Annotated in this window: 12 protein-coding genes; 10 read left to right on the forward strand and 2 right to left on the reverse strand. The window is 39.2% G+C overall.

Translation table 11 applies throughout. The features are described 5' to 3' along the window. Positions 1-139: 139 nt before the first annotated feature. Positions 140-1,141, forward strand: coding sequence for a LacI family DNA-binding transcriptional regulator (locus AC1DIV_RS06755; RefSeq protein ID WP_336865903.1), 1,002 nt, complete (start codon positions 140-142; stop codon positions 1,139-1,141). 155 nt (positions 1,142-1,296) lie between these two features. Further along, positions 1,297-2,538 (forward strand): MFS transporter, encoded by a 1,242-nt coding sequence (locus tag AC1DIV_RS06760; protein WP_340876572.1) that lies wholly within the window; start codon positions 1,297-1,299, stop codon positions 2,536-2,538. A gap of 95 nt (positions 2,539-2,633) precedes the next feature. On the opposite strand, the gene AC1DIV_RS06765 is transcribed toward AC1DIV_RS06760, so the two are convergent. Further along, on the reverse strand, positions 2,634-3,503 hold the full coding sequence (locus AC1DIV_RS06765) for an AraC family transcriptional regulator (protein ID WP_340876571.1): 870 nt from the start codon (positions 3,501-3,503) through the stop codon (positions 2,634-2,636). 198 nt (positions 3,504-3,701) lie between these two features. On the opposite strand from AC1DIV_RS06765, the gene AC1DIV_RS06770 reads away from it, so the two are divergent. The 4 genes from AC1DIV_RS06770 (at position 3,702) to AC1DIV_RS06785 (ending at position 8,850) form a co-directional block, all read left to right on the forward strand. After that, entirely contained in the window at positions 3,702-5,207 is a 1,506-nt protein-coding gene (locus AC1DIV_RS06770) for a UxaA family hydrolase (RefSeq protein WP_340876570.1), read from the forward strand. A gap of 45 nt (positions 5,208-5,252) precedes the next feature. Continuing rightward, positions 5,253-6,266, forward strand: coding sequence for a zinc-binding alcohol dehydrogenase family protein (locus tag AC1DIV_RS06775; RefSeq protein WP_340876569.1), 1,014 nt, complete (start codon positions 5,253-5,255; stop codon positions 6,264-6,266). Positions 6,267-6,333: 67 nt separating this feature from the next. Continuing rightward, complete coding sequence (locus AC1DIV_RS06780; RefSeq protein WP_340876568.1) at positions 6,334-7,821, forward strand: tagaturonate reductase; 1,488 nt, start codon at positions 6,334-6,336, stop codon at positions 7,819-7,821. Between the two features lie 324 nt (positions 7,822-8,145). Beyond that, on the forward strand, positions 8,146-8,850 hold the full coding sequence (locus AC1DIV_RS06785) for a TerC family protein (RefSeq protein ID WP_053535188.1): 705 nt from the start codon (positions 8,146-8,148) through the stop codon (positions 8,848-8,850). A gap of 192 nt (positions 8,851-9,042) precedes the next feature. Here AC1DIV_RS06785 and AC1DIV_RS06790 read toward each other — a convergent pair whose 3' ends face one another. After that, positions 9,043-10,524 (reverse strand): aldehyde dehydrogenase family protein, encoded by a 1,482-nt coding sequence (locus AC1DIV_RS06790; RefSeq protein WP_340876567.1) that lies wholly within the window; start codon positions 10,522-10,524, stop codon positions 9,043-9,045. A 489-nt stretch (positions 10,525-11,013) separates the two neighbouring features. Here AC1DIV_RS06790 and AC1DIV_RS06795 point away from each other — a divergent pair, with 489 nt between their 5' ends. The 4 genes from AC1DIV_RS06795 to AC1DIV_RS06810 all read left to right on the forward strand — a co-directional run bounded on the left by AC1DIV_RS06795 (position 11,014) and on the right by AC1DIV_RS06810 (position 17,971). Continuing rightward, positions 11,014-12,846, forward strand: coding sequence for a sigma-54-dependent Fis family transcriptional regulator (locus tag AC1DIV_RS06795; protein ID WP_340876566.1), 1,833 nt, complete (start codon positions 11,014-11,016; stop codon positions 12,844-12,846). Between the two features lie 241 nt (positions 12,847-13,087). Continuing rightward, positions 13,088-14,233: a histidine kinase N-terminal domain-containing protein gene (locus AC1DIV_RS06800; RefSeq protein ID WP_098864378.1), complete on the forward strand. Its 1,146-nt coding sequence runs from the start codon at positions 13,088-13,090 to the stop codon at positions 14,231-14,233. A gap of 793 nt (positions 14,234-15,026) precedes the next feature. Beyond that, positions 15,027-16,445 (forward strand): amino acid permease, encoded by a 1,419-nt coding sequence (locus AC1DIV_RS06805; protein ID WP_251540202.1) that lies wholly within the window; start codon positions 15,027-15,029, stop codon positions 16,443-16,445. A 773-nt stretch (positions 16,446-17,218) separates the two neighbouring features. Continuing rightward, positions 17,219-17,971, forward strand: coding sequence for a hypothetical protein (locus tag AC1DIV_RS06810; RefSeq protein WP_318292483.1), 753 nt, complete (start codon positions 17,219-17,221; stop codon positions 17,969-17,971). Positions 17,972-18,010 lie beyond the last annotated feature (39 nt).

Raw genomic sequence — 18,010 nt, forward strand, 5'->3', positions numbered from 1 at the left:
AAACAAGTTAACGTGATTAAATTAGTTCCATGGTATGGGAAATTGACTTTTTTACTGCATCGGAAGGTGATTGTAAAGCTTTACTTATTATAATAGAATATTCCTTATATATTGAAATCACACGACAGGGATGAATGAAATGAAAACCATTACAATTACTGATGTCGCCAATCACGCGAAAGTATCAAAAAGCACAGTTTCCCAATACCTGAACAAACGCTATGAATATATGAGTGAAAAAACCAGGAAAAAAATTGAAGAAACAATCGAAGAGTTAAACTATCAGCCTAATATAATAGCGCGAAGTTTAAAACAAAAGTCCACTTTTACCGTTGGGGTAGTGGTTGCCAATATCCTTCATACGTTTTCAACGCAAGTTATTAGAGCGATAGAAAACTACTTTTATGAACAAGGGTTCCATATTATCGTTTGCAATGCGGATGACAATCCTGAAAAGGAAAAGAATTATATTGAAATGCTAAGAGCTAAACAAGTGGATGGGATCATCATTTTCCCCACAGGGGACAATCTTGATTTATATCAACGTATGAAGAGTGATCAATTCCCGATAGTTTTCATGGATAGGACGATCGAAGAATTGAATATTGCTACAGTCATGCTCGATAATCACCTTGCTTCCAAGTTAGCGGTAGATCGGTTCATTGAAAAGGGTTTTGAAAACATTGCTATCATAACCACTTCAATAATACGTGATATCAGCCCTCGAATCGAACGGATCCAAGGGTATAAGGATTCACTCGCGTCACATGGGATACCAGTCAATTCTGATTATATAAAAACCGTGAATGCAGACGAAATTCCGCTTGCACTTTCAGAATTTTTCGAATTGGAAAAGCCGCCTCAAGCCATATTGGCTGGAAATGATATCGTACTTAATGAAGTATTGCGTTATATGAAACAGCATGAAATCCATATACCTGATGACATAGCTGTCATAGGCATCGATGATGTACCATATGCCAGTTTCTATACACCGACCATCACAACGGTTAATCAGCCTGCCATTGAAATGGCCAACTTGGCAGCGGAGTTACTGCTTAGTCAAATCAATAAAACAGGAAAAGAGGATACAAGCGTGCATCGCTTGAAACCGACTTTGCTTTCAAGGAATTCTTGCTAGAAACGGATGTAAGATTCCTGTGAAAAAGAAAGCGCTTTTTTACAGGAATTCTAAACCGATTTAGTTAAAGATCTTTAGGTTTTACTCTTGGTTATTAAATGGAAACGTTTCCAAAAATGCTGCTGCATTTACAGAAATGTATAGGGGGGTACTTTATGTTTTCAAATGGTAGAGGAATGGTTATCGTATTCTTGTTCTTGGCAGGCGTAATAAATTATCTGGACCGATCTGCACTGTCCATTGCAGCTCCGTTCATCCAAGATGATTTATCTTTAACAGCCACACAGATGGGAATTATCTTTAGTAGCTTTTCCGTTGGTTATGCCGTATTTAACTTCCTTGGAGGCATGGCGTCCGATAAATGGGGAGCTAAGCTTACGCTTTTCGTGGCGATGATCGTTTGGTCTTTATTCAGTGGTGCGCTTGTACTTGCTGTCGGTTTTGCCAGTATGATCGTCATCCGCATCCTGTTTGGTATGGGCGAAGGCCCTCTTTCTGCAACCATCAATAAAATGGTGAATAACTGGTTCCCGGCAAATCAACGGGCATCTGTCGTTGGTTTGACGAATAGCGGGACGCCGCTTGGTGGCGCCATTGCAGGTCCGATAGTTGGATTCATTGCCATCTCTTATGGATGGAGAGTATCTTTCATTGCCATAATGGTAATTGGTCTTATATGGGCGATTTGCTGGTGGAAGTTCGTTAAAGAAAAACCAGAAGAGTCAAAAGAACAGAAGCATACAGGAAAATCTTATGTAGCGGCAACATCGGAAGGGAAATTGAAATTCACCTTCTATTTAAAACAAAAAACGGTTTTATTTACAGCTCTAGCCTTTTTTTCTTACAACTACATTCTCTTCTTTTTCTTAACTTGGTTCCCAAGCTATTTGGTGGATGCACGCGGGCTAAGTGTAGAAAATATGAGTATCATTACAGTGATTCCTTGGATTTTTGGATTCATCGGACTAGCTTTGGGTGGATTCGTGTCGGATTTCTTCTATAAAAAATTCGCACAAAAAGGTGTTTTATTCTCACGTAAGCTCGTGCTAGTAACTTGTTTGTTCTTATCGGCGGTATGTATCGGTTTTGCTGGACTTGTATCCACAACGGTCAGTGCAGTAACGCTTGTCGCACTTTCCGTCTTCTTCCTATATTTGACTGGTGCCATTTACTGGGCAATCGTCAACGATGTCGTCGACCCTGGTAATGTTGGTTCTGTTGGAGGTTTTATGCATTTCTTGGCAAATACAGCAGGAATCATCGGACCGACGTTAACAGGATACATTGTCGATACCTCAGGCACATACACAGTTGCATTCTTGCTAGCAGGTGGATTGGCAGTTGTTGCATCGCTAGCGGTCATCCGTTTTGTACGACCGATAGTAAAGCCTGCGTAATAGATTGTTAGAATGGAAGTGTCTCCCAAAGAAATATCAAGGGGGGGCACTTCCATTTTTAATGAATTATAATTTTTCTTGTTTATTAGGCATGCCTAGCGGATCCTATTTTCTTTTCGAAATGTAGCTGGTGTCTTTTCATTGTACTTTTTAAAGGTACGATAAAATTGCGGCATGCTTTCAAAACCACACATTTCGGCAATATGGGCAATGGTGTGATTCGTTTCCAGTAAAAGTTCCTTTGCCTTGATGATCCTTTTCGTGTTTAGATACACGACTAACCCAATTCCAGTCGTTTCCTTAAAAACCCTGCTAAAATGAGCGGGACTGACCAATGCTTTTTGTGCAAGTATCGTCAGCGTCAATGGTTCATCCATATGTTCATTAATATAGATTAAAATATCTTTCATCCATTCTGAACTATAGCTCTTGCCCTCGGATAATTCTTGTTTGCCATTTATCCGGATACGGTATAAATCAAGTATGATTTGATGAACGATCAGCAAACAAGCATGCCTCGAGCCCATCGATCGGCTATTCGTTTCTTGCAGGATGAGTTCTAGCTGTTCTTCCATCTTTACTTGTTTCTTTTGCGGCAATGATATTTTATAATTCTTACTCTTTTTTGTCAGATCAAACAAATGTAAATATGAAAAAGAATCATCAACCACATCTTTATATATTAATGTGGGACTGAAAAAGATAATGGTGGAGGTGACAGGGTCGTCCTTATTCGGTAATGCCCTATGAATGGTATTATTCGGGATCAGGAATACATCCCCTTTCTGCATATCATAAAACACATCACCGATAAAAAAGGTCCCTTTACCGTTATAAACATAAACAATTTCATAATGGTCATGCATATGATCGGACAATTCATTCTGGGGACTTTTCGTATCTTGATAGACAAAAGAAAATGGGAAGAGTAAATCATGATTTAATGCATTATGGATTTTTTTCATTTGTTCATCTCCTGAAAGTATAATACAACAAAAATGAGTATATTTATAGCAAAATACGCAATTAATATTTCAAAAATTGATGTTAAAATTAATAGAAGATTTGAAAATTAAAAAAATTCAAGGGAAAAATGAAAGGGCTTTCGGAATGGATTGACGTTACCTTTAGAACTTCTTCACTCATGATAAGGAGGGAACAAAATGAATAAATTTGTTCAATTGCATTCAAACGATGATGTTGTTATTTCCTTGGAGGGGATTCAGAAAGGACAGAGCCTCCAGATTCAAACAAAAGATAGGGGAATGATCCATATCAAGGCACGTGATGACATTCCTAAAGGGCATAAAATGTTAGTGAATCCGGTTAAGCGAGGGGAGGACGTAATCAAATTTGGCTATTCGATTGGAAAAGCTAAAGAAGATCTCTCCATTGGAGATTGGATTCACACTCACAATCTGACATCCGGTTTACATGGCATATTAGATTATTCCTATCAACCTAGCAGACAAAATACAAAAGAACCCAGTCAAAATCATACCTTCCAAGGATATATCCGTGAAAATGGGGAAGTGGGTATCCGGAATGAAATCTGGATCATCAACACAGTTGGTTGCATCAATAAAACATGTGAACTTCTCGCTAAAATGGGAAATGAGCAGTTTAAAGATCGACAAATTGATGGGGTTCATCACTTTTCCCACCCCTACGGTTGTTCTCAATTGGGAGACGATTTGACCCATACACAGAAACTATTGGCAGCCTTGGTTCAACATCCAAATGCAGCAGGGGTTTTAGTAGTTGGATTAGGATGTGAGAACAATCAAATCGAAGCATTTAAAGAAGTCATAGGCGAATTTCCTCCAAGTCGGGTTAAATTTTTAAAAGCCCAGGAGGTTCAAGATGAATTGGAGAGCGGCTTACGCTTATTGGGTGAACTAGTGGAATATGCGGAAGGGTTCATACGCCAGACCGTACCAGTTTCAAAGTTGAAAATAGGCTTGAAGTGCGGGGGGTCAGATGGTTTTTCAGGCATTACCGCTAATCCATTGGTTGGTGCGGTTTCCGACTTAATTGTGGAAAATGGCGGGACCACGATATTGACAGAGGTTCCTGAGATGTTTGGAGCGGAAACGATATTGATGAACAGGGCGAGGGATGAAGAAACCTTTAAGAAAATCGTTAGCCTTATAAATGATTTCAAACAGTATTTCATTCGCCATGATCAAGAAATTTATGAAAACCCTTCACCTGGAAACAAGGAAGGCGGCATAAGTACACTGGAGGAAAAATCACTTGGATGTACACAAAAAGGGGGCCATGCCACTGTAGTGGATGTAAGCCCATATGGACAACGAGTAGAGAAGCATGGTTTGAATTTAATCAATTCTCCTGGAAATGACCTGATTTCGGTGACGGCTTTGGCAGCAGCCGGCGCACATATCGTTCTATTCACTACGGGAAGAGGAACACCATTCGGCGGACCGGTACCAACTGTAAAAATAGCCACGAATTCGGATTTAGCCGATCGTAAAAAGCACTGGATTGATTATAATGCCGGACGGTTGATAGAAGGTCAAAAGATCGATGAATTAAAGGACGATTTATTCCATTACATTCTTGAGCTTTCATCCGGTAAAAAGAAAACGAATAATGAAAAATTCGGATATAGGGAGATAAGCATCTTTAAAGAAGGTGTCATTCTCTAATAGTACACGGTTTCTATTAAGCTATAAAAAAAGGAGTGTTATTCAGTGAAAAGTATCGTTTGTGAACAACCTTTTGAATTTAAGATGATCGAATCGGAAAAACCTATTCCAAACTCAGGGGAAGCTTTGATTCGTGTGCGACGTATAGGTATATGCGGTACGGATATCCATGCCTATGGAGGCAATCAACCCTTTTTTAGCTATCCCCGAATACTTGGCCATGAATTATCCGGTTATATTGAGTCCATACCGGAAAATGAATCTGGGCTTAATGTCGGGGATCAAGTATCGATCATCCCCTATATGGAATGTGGAGAATGCCTGGCTTGCAGAACTGGAAAAACGAACTGCTGTACGGATATGAAAGTGTTGGGTGTACATGCTGAAGGAGGCATGAGTGAGTGGATTACGGTTCCTTATAATCATTTGGTGAAAACAGAAGGTCTCACACTTGATCAATCCGCAATGATAGAGCCTTTAAGTATCGGGGCTCACGCAGTCAGGCGCGCCGCTATTCATAAAGGGGAATTTGCACTAGTAATTGGTGCTGGTCCCATTGGTTTGGGAGTCATGGCATTCGCTAAAGAACAGGGTGCGAAGGTGATCGCAATGGATGTAAATGATGAACGCCTTGCGTTTGCTGGCAAATGGGCAAATGCCGATTATACTTTGAACGTTATGGAGAATCCAATGGAGAAATTGGCCCAATTGACGAATGGAGATATGCCAAGCGTGGTATTTGATGCTACAGGTAATGCTAAGTCAATGATGGAGTCATTTAAATATCCTGCTCACGGGGGAAGATTGATTTATGTAGGTTTAGTTAAAGCGGATATTACCTTCAATGATCCTGAATTCCACAGTAAAGAGCTTACATTAATGGGAAGCCGCAATGCAACAAGGGATGACTTTGATTATGTCGTGAATACGCTGAAAAATGATTTGTTGGATATGAGCCAGTATATTACACACCGCACACATATGGATGAAATGATCAATCAATTTGAAGGGTGGTTAACTCCTGAAGCTAAAGTGATCAAGGCGATTGTCGAAATATAAGCATTAGGTATGCTGTTAGTTCGCACTCTGAATTGGATATTTCAATAAGAAAGGAGTTCTTTTATCATTGAACATAAATAAAAGTCAACTAAAGCCTTTGAGTAAAGATACAAAAGCTGTCCAATCCTCACTTAAGATGGATTTCCCCATAAAAGTATTGCAGATTGGTGAGGGGAATTTTCTTCGGGGCTTCTTTAATTGGATGATTCATGAGTGTAATAAACAAGGTCATTTCAAGGGAAGCATTGCAGTGACCCAACCCCGCCGTGCCGGGAAAGGGAAAATAGAAGAAGTGAAGCGGCAAGATGGACTGTATACATTAATGTTACGTGGTTTTCACCAAGGGGAGAAAGTGGAAAGTACAGAGATCATTTCCGTTTTTTCGAAGGCAATTGATCCATATGAAGAATGGATCGAATTTTTAGCACTATCAGAAAATCCTGAATTGGAATTTGTAGTTTCCAACACGACTGAAGCAGGAATCAAATATCAGCCGATACCTTTGGAAGAAGGAAAGCCGATGGAATCTTTTCCAGGAAAACTGACTGCTTTTTTGTATCACCGTTATCTGCATTTCAATGGAGATGCGAAAAAAGGATTGATCATGCTTCCATGTGAGCTTTTAGAGAGAAATGGTGATTCATTGAAGCAATGTGTTCTTAAGCATGGCAGGGATTGGGATTTACCCAAGTCATTCATTGATTGGGTGGACCGGGACAATCTCTTCCTAAACTCGCTTGTAGACCGAATCGTTACAGGGTTCCCGGCCAATGAGTCAGAAAAACTATTTGCGGCATGGGGATATAAGGATACTCTGCTAAATACGGCAGAACCCTACCATTTATGGGCTATTGAAGGTGACCCTAGTATTGATCAACGTCTTCCTTTACGAAAATCCGGATTGAATGTGCGTTGGGTAAAAGATTTAACGCCTTATCAAATGAGGAAGGTACGGATACTTAATGGTTCACATACCTTGTTGGCTCCTTTAGGGATTTTATCTGGATTGGAAGAAGTGAAACAGGCAATCGATCATCCGGAATTCAACCAATTTCTGAGCAATGCCATCGAAAAGGAAATAATTCCTTCATTACCCTTTGATCAATATGAGATGAAGCTATATGGGGAAAGTGTTCTTGAGCGATTTAAGAATCCTTTTGTACATCACCTCCTGACCGATATTTCGCTGAATAGCATTTCTAAGTTCAAAGTTCGTCTTCTGCCTACCTTAGAGGAATATCAAAGGTCGAAAGGCACGCTGCCCGACTGTATCGTAAGAGGTTTTTCGGGCCTGATCCGATTTTATAGGGTTAATGAAATGAAGGGGACTTATCTTGGTAAAAGCTTTGCGGGTAAAGATTATGTCGTTAGAGACGATATAAAGACAATTGAATTTTTCAGTGAACAATGGCTTAATTATGAGAGGGGGCAAATCCCGCTTAGACAATTGATAGAGGCGACATTAAGTAATCAATATCTATGGGGGAAGGATTTGAGCGGTATCCCGAACCTAGGAAACGAATTATGCCAATATCTAGAAGGGATGATCGACTGAAATTAGCCTTTGAAAGGATTTTAGTAAAATTAATTTCATGAATATTCTCCCTATCTCTTATTTTTTTCTTTATTTTATTTGTATTTTTGGTATACTGGATTAGTGATATTTTTTCTTGTTAGTTTCCTAATGAAAAGATATTAAAAGAATTACATATTCTTATATTCCCGTGAAGGGGAGTAGCGTCAGGGATAACCTGAAATAAAGTCGTCATTACGTGGGAACCCCACCGGCTTTATTGGCCTAATTCATTTAGTGCTTAGCGAGACCTTTGCCATATTTGGCAGAGGTCTCTTTATTTTTGTGAAAAAGGAGGAAATTGTGTTGGATTTTTTAACAGGTGAATTCATTTCAGGACTTTTAGCGATCATTATGATAGATTTGGTTCTAGCCGGTGATAATGCAATCCTTATTGGATTGGCTGCAAGAAAGCTTCCGAAAGAACAGCAAAAAAAGGTGATAATTTGGGGAGCGGTCGGGGCAATAGTGATAAGGATCATCGCAACGCTGTTGGTTGTTTGGCTATTAGAGGTGCCAGGACTGCATTTAATAGGGGGATTACTTCTTGTATGGATTGCTTATAAGCTCCTTATCGATGAAGAAGAACATGATGTGAAGCCTGCGGACTCGATGTGGGCTGCTATAAAAACCATCATTATTGCAGATGCATTGATGGGATTGGACAATGTCCTAGCTGTTGCAGGTGCTTCTCATGGTAACTTCACTTTAGTGGTAATCGGTTTACTTGTATCAATTCCAGTAGTGATGTATGGAAGCACTTTGATCCTGAAACTGATCGAACGCTTCCCATTCATCATAATAATTGGTGCGGGAATACTAGGCTGGACAGCTGCTAAAATGATCGTAGCTGAACCTTTCATGCACGACTACTTTGCAAATCCATTCATTAAATATGGATTTGAAGCGATAGTGGTTATTGGAATCCTGTTTGCCGGGATTTCAAGACAGAAAAATATCGAAAAAGAAAAAGCAAACAGAGAAAAAATGCAAATTGAACGTAATGGATGATGGATATAAAGAGACCTTTCGAAAATGAAAGGTCTCTTTTTTTGTTTAAGCCCTATAAGTTACAAAACAAAAAAGGTATACCAAAGCCCGTACTTTGGTATACCTTTTTGCGAATTTTTAAGCAAGCGATAACATGCATTTCAATAACGGTATTTGAGCTAAATGATCATATGGAGCGTTCACTCTGTTATTTTAGTTTAAGTTAATCCAGACACTTTTGACTTCCGTATAATTATCCAAAGCATAACTGCCCATTTCCCGACCGATTCCACTTTGTTTATAACCGCCAAATGGAGAAGCTGCATCAAAAGCGTTATAGCAGTTTACCCAAACTGTTCCGGCTTTTAATTCATTTGCCACATAATGGGCTTTTTTTACATCTTGTGTCCATAAACCTGCAGCCAATCCATATTCTGAGTTATTTGCCCGGTTTATCACATCATCCAAATCATCAAAAGGCATGGCAGCTACAACTGGACCGAAGATTTCTTCTTTAGCGATTGTCATTTCATCTTCAACGCCAGCAAAAATTGTAGGTGTTACAAAATAACCCTCTCCTTGTCCGTAATTGCCCCCGGTAACCACTTCAGCTCCTTCAGACTTTCCTTTTTCAATATAACTGCCCACTCGTTCCAATTGTTCACCGGAAACCAAAGGTCCTATCTGGGTTGTTGGATCAAGACCTGCCCCTTGTTTAATGTTTTTTGCATGGGACACTAAATCAGCCACCACGTTGTCATAGGATTTCTTTTGAATATACAGGCGTGAACCTGCACAGCATACTTGTCCTTGATTAAACATGATGCCCATTAAAGCACCAGGAATGGCTTTACTCATATCTGCATCCGGTAGAATGATATTAGGTGATTTCCCGCCTAATTCCAACGAGATTTTTTTCACGGTTCCCGAAGCTTGGCGCATGATCATTTTTCCTACTGAGGTTGAACCGGTAAAGGCAATTTTATCGACTTCTGGATGGTCTACAAGCGGTGACCCTGCTGTTTCACCAAATCCAGGTATGACATTGAGAACGCCAGGAGGAAAACCTGCTTCAAGCGCCAATTGTCCTAAATATAAGGCTGAAAGCGGCGTTTGCTCCGCTGGTTTTAAAACGATCGTGCATCCGGTGGCAAGGGCTGCACCTAATTTCCATGCGGCCATAAGTAGAGGGAAATTCCAAGGGATGATCTGTCCTACCACTCCAACCGCTTCATGACGGGTATAATTGAAGTAATTCCCAGCAACAGGTATTGTTTGTCCTACTATCTTAGTGGTCCATCCCGCATAATAACGGAAGTGATCGATTGCAAGGGGGACATCGGCATTAGTGGTTTCGCCAATTGGCTTGCCATTATCCAGGGTATCCAATTGCGCTAACGCCTCTTTATGTTCCTCCATGAGGTCCGCTAATTTATAAATGAGGCGACTGCGTTCAGATGCACTCATTTTTTTCCAAGGACCGTTGTCGAAAGCCGTACGGGCTGCTTTGACTGCTTTATCTACATCTTCCGGACCTGCTTCACTCACAACCGCTAAAACCTTGCCGTTTGAAGGATCGAGAGTCTCAAAGGTTTTTCCTGAAGCAGCTTCCACCAATTCCCCATTTATTAAAAGCTTTTTAGTGCCCTTCAAGAATGCTTGCACACGTGGATTGAGTTTAATAGTTTGTTCCATGTATAATACCCCTTTTCAATTGGATTATATTGTTCGATATCTGTTTGGACAATGGCTCTAAGTAAAAGGATCAAGCATACTATTATGTTTTTTATCCAATTCCCTTTGGCAGACTTGCAGCAATTCTGACTATCTTGATTTCTTTCCCCCCTTTATCAAAAGGAATCAATATCTCGACATGTAATTATGCAAGACTGATGCCATAACAAAAAACCGATGAAATCAGTTAAAAGGTGGTGGAGGGAAAAGGGAAGGTGCCTTACTGTTCCATATTGGAACAGGCAGGTGTTCCAATATGGAACAAAAAAGTTTAGTAGTACACATAAGCTTGTTTTCATTTTGGTGGATATCTGAATTTTCTGTTATAATTAAATTGAAGGAACGAACCCTGAATGCTCTGAAACTTTGGATCACTTAGAGTTTCATTAATGAAATTGAATAAAAAACAGAAGCCGATTTACTTGATTATACATACGGGAGGATTATTCAATGTCTGTTAATATAAGCGCGGATAAAGGAACCATACCGGCATTTATTCAAAAATCATGGCAGCGGTGCATTTCGAAGGGACTTCAGCCAAGCATGATGGATAAGGAAGATATGCTTGGTGCTTTTGAGTTGGCCGAATACCACGAACGATATGCGGAACTTCTGTACCATTCTTCTCCCATTTTAGAAGAAGTTTATCATTCGATTAATGGTTTGGGGTCCATTTTATTACTTGCTGCTCCTGAAGGATATATCATCGAAACAGTTGGGGATCCAGCTTTCATCCGCCATGCAGATAATGTTTCCTTAAGAAAAGGGGCCAATTGGCTAGAGGAATCAAAAGGAACAAATGCAATAGGAACAGCCATAGTGGAGAAGAATCCTGTATTGATTCATGGCAGTCAACACTTTCATCAGGATAACCATTTCCTTACTTGTGCCGCATCGCCCATTTATCACCCTGATGGACACCTGCTTGGTGTTTTGAACTTAAGCAGTCATCAACAGAATTATCATCCTTTTTCCATTAGCTTAGTTCAGAGGGTGGCTGAAAGCATTAAACAAGCACTCTTGTTGTCCCAAACACAAAAAAGGGAGAAAAACCTTTATTTTATATATGATTCATACCCTGATCCGTTAATTACCCTAGATAAAGAAGGGAAAGTTACAGATCTCAATTCAGCGGCGTCACATGTTATCGGCACATTGGAAAAACCGGTATCGAATATTGTATCAGGAACTGACCCACTCGTTTTAGAACGGAGGGTTTCAATCAAAGACCAGGAATTCTTGGTTCAAACCCTTGGCAAAAATATGGAACATCAATCATCCGTGATCGTACGGTTAAAAAAACAGAAATTGATTGATGGATTAACAACCAATCGTTATCAATTTACCGATATTATAAGTAATGATCCGCAAATGAATCAAACCATATCCATTGCTAAAAGATCTTCAGCGCTGGATATCAGCTTGCTAATCACGGGAGAAAGCGGAACGGGAAAAGAATTGTTCGCTCAATCCATTCATGGATATAGCTTAAGAAGTGATAAGCCATTCATCGCCATCAATTGCAGCGCAATTCCAGAAAACTTATTGGAAAGTGAGTTATTTGGGTATGAAAAGGGTGCCTTTACTGGAGCAAAAAGCGGCGGGCATAAGGGGAAGTTCGAAGCTGCAGATGGAGGAACCCTGTTTTTGGATGAAATCGGGGACATGCCGCTTCAAGCTCAAGCGTCTCTGCTCCGTGTACTTCAGGAACGATGTGTGACGCGTGTCGGCGGACATGCTTCCATTCCAATCGATGTCAGGGTCATTGCTGCCACCAACAAAGACTTACAAAAAGAAATGGAAGCTGGAGAATTCCGTGCAGATTTATTTTTCCGCCTTTGTGGATTATCTTTAAAACTTCCAAATCTGAGGAGTCGTAAAGATTTATTGCTCTTAGCAGAATACATTTTAGCGGATTTACCTTATAAGAGCGAACATACCGAACTAACAGTCGAAGCTAAAACATTCATTTTGGAATATTCGTGGCCAGGAAATTTCCGTGAATTGCAAAACGTTCTCGGACAGGCTGTATTCCTAGCTGATAAGGGCCCGATTACAAGGGACTTGCTTGTGGCACTTTGTCCTGTTTCTTCCATTACAAATGAGGAAGGGGCAATTGCCGATCGAGAACCAAGAAACTTTCAAGAACAAGAAACCCAGATTATCAGAAATGCATTGGAACGAACAAGTGGAAATATCAGTAACGCCGCGAAACAACTCGACATCGGCCGAAATACGCTTTATAGAAAAATGAAAAAATATGGAATCAACTTTCAAAAGTAAGAGTTCCTTAGTATATAAAAAAACATGAATGATAATTTTTCTTTTAAAATCTCAGATTCCCGACCTGATTTGGTCGGTTCTTGTTATTGCAAGTAACTATATGCGAACATGCATACCTTGTCTCCTTATAAGCTACATTTCACTACTATAAATAATGAAGTGCAGGAAATCAAAATCTCATATAGAATGATGTTATTGATATAGTATCTAAATTTCCGTAAGGGGATGTGTGGTCAATAGTATGAAGTTGTCATCTGAACATAAGAAGTATAAATTTGTATTGATCCAATATTTGGAAGAAAAAGAATCTGAGTTTTTAAATGAATGGAACGAGACTATTAAGATCAATGAAATAGACCCCTACAAAGAAAAGATTAAAGAAAATGGTTATGGAATGTACTCATTGGTGATCCAAACGTTCAAGGAAGTACTATCTGAAGATTTGCTGATTAAATTGGCTTACCAGGTTGCAAAAGAACGTCTTGAAGCGAATATCAACATTGGGGATTTTCTATATAATATCAATTTGGGGAGAAATATCATAATCAGAAATCTTTTTGGGGCAAATATCCCGATTAATTATATGCAGAAATTCATTAATGACATCAACTTGCACTTTGATACGTTTAGTTACCATGCAGTAACGAGATATACGAATCTTACAAATGAAGTGATTGAGGAAAAAAAGTCTTATATAAGTGAAAACCACAAAGATAAATTAGCGGTATTGGGCCAGATATCATCAAGCTTTGTACATGAATTCCGAAATCCTCTTACAGCTATCATGGGGTTCAATAAATTACTGAAGAGGGAGAATCCGGATTTGAAATATTTGGATATCATTGATTATGAGTTAAATCAGCTGAATTTCAGGATAACCCAATTCCTCCATACCTCTAAATCAGATTTTAATGAGGAACAAAGAGAGGAAATTTCAGTGTTAAAGCTAATTGAAGAAATTCAAGAACTGACTTATGCAAATATTGTGGATGCCAGTGTTAATGTGGAAATAGATATTTATCCAAACTTCGTCATGACAGCGAGCAAGGATGGGTTAAAACAAGTGTTCTTGAATCTTTTTATAAATTCGATTGATGCCTTAAAGGATAAGGAACATCCAAGAATTTTGAGGATAAACTCTTTAATCGAGGCGAATGAGAGAATAATTAGAATTTCAAATAATGGACCGGCCATTGCCAGTGAATTGATTGAATCTATTTTTGAACCCTTTGTCACGACGAAAGAGTTAGGAACGGGAATTGGGTTATACGTATGTAAAAAGATCATTGAAAGTAATGATGGATATATGAATTGTGTCTCCAATGAAAATTTAACCACATTCAGCATCCATTTCCCTAAAGTACAGAATGAACTTCAAAGGGTATAATACATATCATATAGTGACTTTTCATATAGCATTATATTATACATATCGTTATTTTTCGAAGCATGTACAAATCTTTGTTTAATAGGAAAGGTCGTTTTGGGACTGCTAGTATTTTACATAAGACATTCTCAATGAAAATAAATATATTTGGAAGATGCAAAATCATATTTGGTTTTTGGCATCTTCTTTTTATCTCTGTTATTTTTCGGTATGTAAAGGTGTCGAAATCTAAAATGAAATCAGTTAAATTGTCATTTTTTAATTCAATTGTGAATCAAAAAGGGTTAATAATTAATATTTGAATCAAAAAATACATTTATGATGCAACATTGAATCGTTTTTAATCCATAAAAGCGTTAAAACCTAATTAACTAACTATCCTTTTTTTGGCATGGATATTGCTTTTATTTTATGTAGGTATGAAATTTTAATGAGAGAGGGTGCTTTTATAAAAAAAGAAGAGTGAGGAAAGAAAGAATAAGAGCTGGTTATTTTACATAAAAGAACTTCACTCAACAAAAAGCGAAAGTGAAATATCAACAAGGACCATTGTACGTTCATTGAGGGGCTGATGGTAGTAAAGAGACAGTATAAATAGAAATGCATTACCGGTTAATAGAATATACGCTGTTCAATATACATATAACGATTGTGAATTTGGCCTCATGAAAACGATGATGAAACGGGTATAGGACTGTTAACATTGTTTTTTTGAATGAAAGATTTCTACTAGGGTACCCATGAGCAGTGGTTTACTGCTTACAAAACGTTAAAATGACAGTTTTTAAGGATGGTGACAATAGTGGCACTTCAAACAAATGAATTGAAACATGGTCTCAAGACCAGGCATGTCACAATGATTTCTATTGGCGGGGTAATTGGGGCAGGACTATTTATCGGAAGCGGAACCATAATTGATTCAGCTGGTCCTGGTGCGATTTTATCGTATATAATCGCAGGATTGATGATCGTGCTTATAATGCGTATGCTGGGTGAAATGGCTGTTGTAAATCCTGATAGCGGATCGTTCTCAACATATGCACATCAAGCATTCGGTCCTTGGGCCGGGTACACGATCGGCTGGTTATACTGGTTCAACTGGGTTATCATCATTGCTATTGAAACTACGTTATTGGGAACTATGATTCATGATTGGTTTCCTGGTATACCTATGTGGGCTGCCAGTCTATCTTTCCCTATTTTAATGACGATTACGAATATCTATTCAGTCAAAGCTTATGGGGAATTTGAATACTGGTTAGCTTTCATGAAAGTGGCTGCCATTGTAATATTCCTCTTCCTGGGTGCCGCCATGATTTTTGGATTGGTTCCGGGATTTGATTCACCAGGCCTTTCAAACATTACTGGAGAGGGAGGATTTTTACCAAAAGGTTTTCTGCCTGTCCTTCTTAGTGTGATATTCATTACTTTCTCTTTATCGGGAAGTGAGGTAGCTGCCATTGCTGCAGGTGAGTCTGAAAACCCTGAAAAAAACATTATTAGAGCCATAAACAGTGTCGTATGGCGTCTTCTTCTTTTCTTTGTTGGTTCAGTGACCGTGTTGGTTCTCGTAATCCCCCAAGGTGCTGAAGATTTACTGAAAACCCCCTATGCCAGCGTTTTTGACATGGCAGGCCTGCCGGCAGCGGGTCAAATCATGAATATCGTAATCTTCACTTCATTGCTTTCTGTTTTGAATTCAGGCCTATATACAAGCTCTCGTATGTTATATTCTTTATCAAAAAAAGGTGATGCACCGAAAATCCTTTCCCGAGTGAATAAGCGGGGAATCCCGATTTGGGCGTTAATGGCAAGTGTTTTCTTTGCTTATGTGTTCACGACATTTAAATTTGTTTCCCCTGATAAATTGTTTGCTTTTCTCGCAAACAGCTCGGGAGGAGTCACAATGATCATGTATATCTTTATCGCCTTTTCTCATCTATATTTACGGAAAAAGACGGAAAAAGAAAATCCCGGGACACTCAAAGTGAAAATGTGGCTATTCCCTTATTTAACCTATGCGACCATTGCCGTCTTATTTATTATATTCGTTGCTCAGGCGTTTATTGATTCCATGAGATTGCAATTCTTTCTTACAACCCTTCTCACGATTCTAGTTATTGGGTCATACTTTCTGTTTTATCATAAGAAAAACGTAATTGCTGCTGAACAAGAAGGAAAACTAAAAAATATCCACGTTAAGGAAGGGTGAGGAATGTAGTCATTTTGTCCGTATAGAGAAAAAAGATTGACTATTCTAATAAAAGACTGCCTTTGGCAGCTCCGTTTGTCGACTATAGGGGTTTCGAAATAGTCTCTTCCCAAACCATGATTTTAAAAGAAGACTAAGTTATCCTTCATGTTTTTTACTTTTTTTCGGGGTATGTACACTTTGAACGTTGATTTCCACTCTAGGCACTCGCTTTCCGCGGGCGGTCCCGGGAGCCTCCTCGGCGCTCTTTGCGCCTGTGTGGTCTCCCTTGGACGCGCTTTTCCCGCAGGAGTCTCGAACACCCGCTCCAATCAATTGGATTGTTTTTTAAGAAAAAACAGTAGGTTGGTCTCATCCCGAACCATGTTAAAGACTAGTTTTACTTCATGGTTTTTACTGTTTTATGAAACCATCCTCACTTAATAGAAGGAATTTGCAACAATCCTGCCGAATAACTGGCTTGCCGAAACCCGACAGGCGCCTGCTTTGATGAGGCTTGGTGGAAAGGGAGCGGATTTCTGAAATCAACTGGAACTTTATTTAAATAAAATTGCAGGCAAAGGCTCTTTTGAATTTGTCTACAGCCTGGGCTGCCCTTAGTGGGCAGCTTTTTTTCTGGTTCCAAAAATGATTGCATTCATTTCATGAGGGCGTTTATGTATGATCGTAACCATGACTGCCACCCCCTCTGATCAATTATGATACTCATTCATTTGCAACTTTGAAATCCTTTGCTAGAATATAATCTATAGAAAAGATTAGGAGTGGTGACTGTGGCTGAAACTCCAGCTGAAGGTTTGATTCATTATATTGCACCAAAAGGAGAGTATATCCCTTTTTTAGATGATACGGACTATATCGCTAAAGGATTGGAATGGAAATTATTCACTGCCCGTTCGGTTAAAAGAGAACTATTATATAAAAGCGGAAGTTTTCAAGCAAAAGTCAAATTGGCAGGTTATGAACAATATGGCAACGGACTTGACACTGTAGTCGTTCAATTTGAAAATGGTAAGCTTAGCTGCATTAACCCTTCCTATTTAAAGGAAATGCAAAGCTCCAGTTTCGGAAAAGAACTGTTGAGTGGCCCGGTTTCCGAAACAGCTGCAGTTTCAAGTGAAACTGAGCAGGTGGATGAAGCACCAATTACGGAAAACGCCGATCAGCCAAGTGAAGAACCAAAAAAGGCAAAAACCAAAACTAAAAAAACGACAGCAAAACCTAAGCTGGACTTGCCTGGGGAAAAAGTGCATTTCACCGCGACCGTCAAGGAGTTCGCGGCAAAAATGAACCATTTCACTGGTGAAGAAGATGAAGTCATACTCTTGGAGAATGTCAAAGTGACAACGGAGCCTGAATTGACTATCGGCGATGCTTGGTGTGGATATAGCAAGACATTAAAAAAAGCTGAGCTCGAAGAAGGAGACGCAATCGAATTTGATGGAAAAGTGGTCGACAAAAAATACAATAAAGAAATACGCTATAAAGTAAATAATCCATCCAAGTTAGTGAAAAAAGAAGGATAAACACACGAAGTTATTGGATGATATGGAGTAAGCCGCCGC

Source organism: Peribacillus sp. 05N428, assembly GCF_056397085.1.

Excerpts from the sequence above, each read along its gene's own strand:
- AC1DIV_RS06755 (WP_336865903.1), top strand. The coding sequence starts at position 140 with ATGAAAACCATTACAATTACTGATGTCGCCAATCACGCGAAAGTATCA.
- AC1DIV_RS06760 (WP_340876572.1), top strand. The coding sequence starts at position 1,297 with ATGTTTTCAAATGGTAGAGGAATGGTTATCGTATTCTTGTTCTTGGCA.
- AC1DIV_RS06765 (WP_340876571.1), bottom strand. The coding sequence starts at position 3,503 with ATGAAAAAAATCCATAATGCATTAAATCATGATTTACTCTTCCCATTT.
- AC1DIV_RS06770 (WP_340876570.1), top strand. The coding sequence starts at position 3,702 with ATGAATAAATTTGTTCAATTGCATTCAAACGATGATGTTGTTATTTCC.
- AC1DIV_RS06790 (WP_340876567.1), bottom strand. The coding sequence starts at position 10,524 with ATGGAACAAACTATTAAACTCAATCCACGTGTGCAAGCATTCTTGAAG.
- AC1DIV_RS06795 (WP_340876566.1), top strand. The coding sequence starts at position 11,014 with ATGTCTGTTAATATAAGCGCGGATAAAGGAACCATACCGGCATTTATT.
- AC1DIV_RS06800 (WP_098864378.1), top strand. The coding sequence starts at position 13,088 with ATGAAGTTGTCATCTGAACATAAGAAGTATAAATTTGTATTGATCCAA.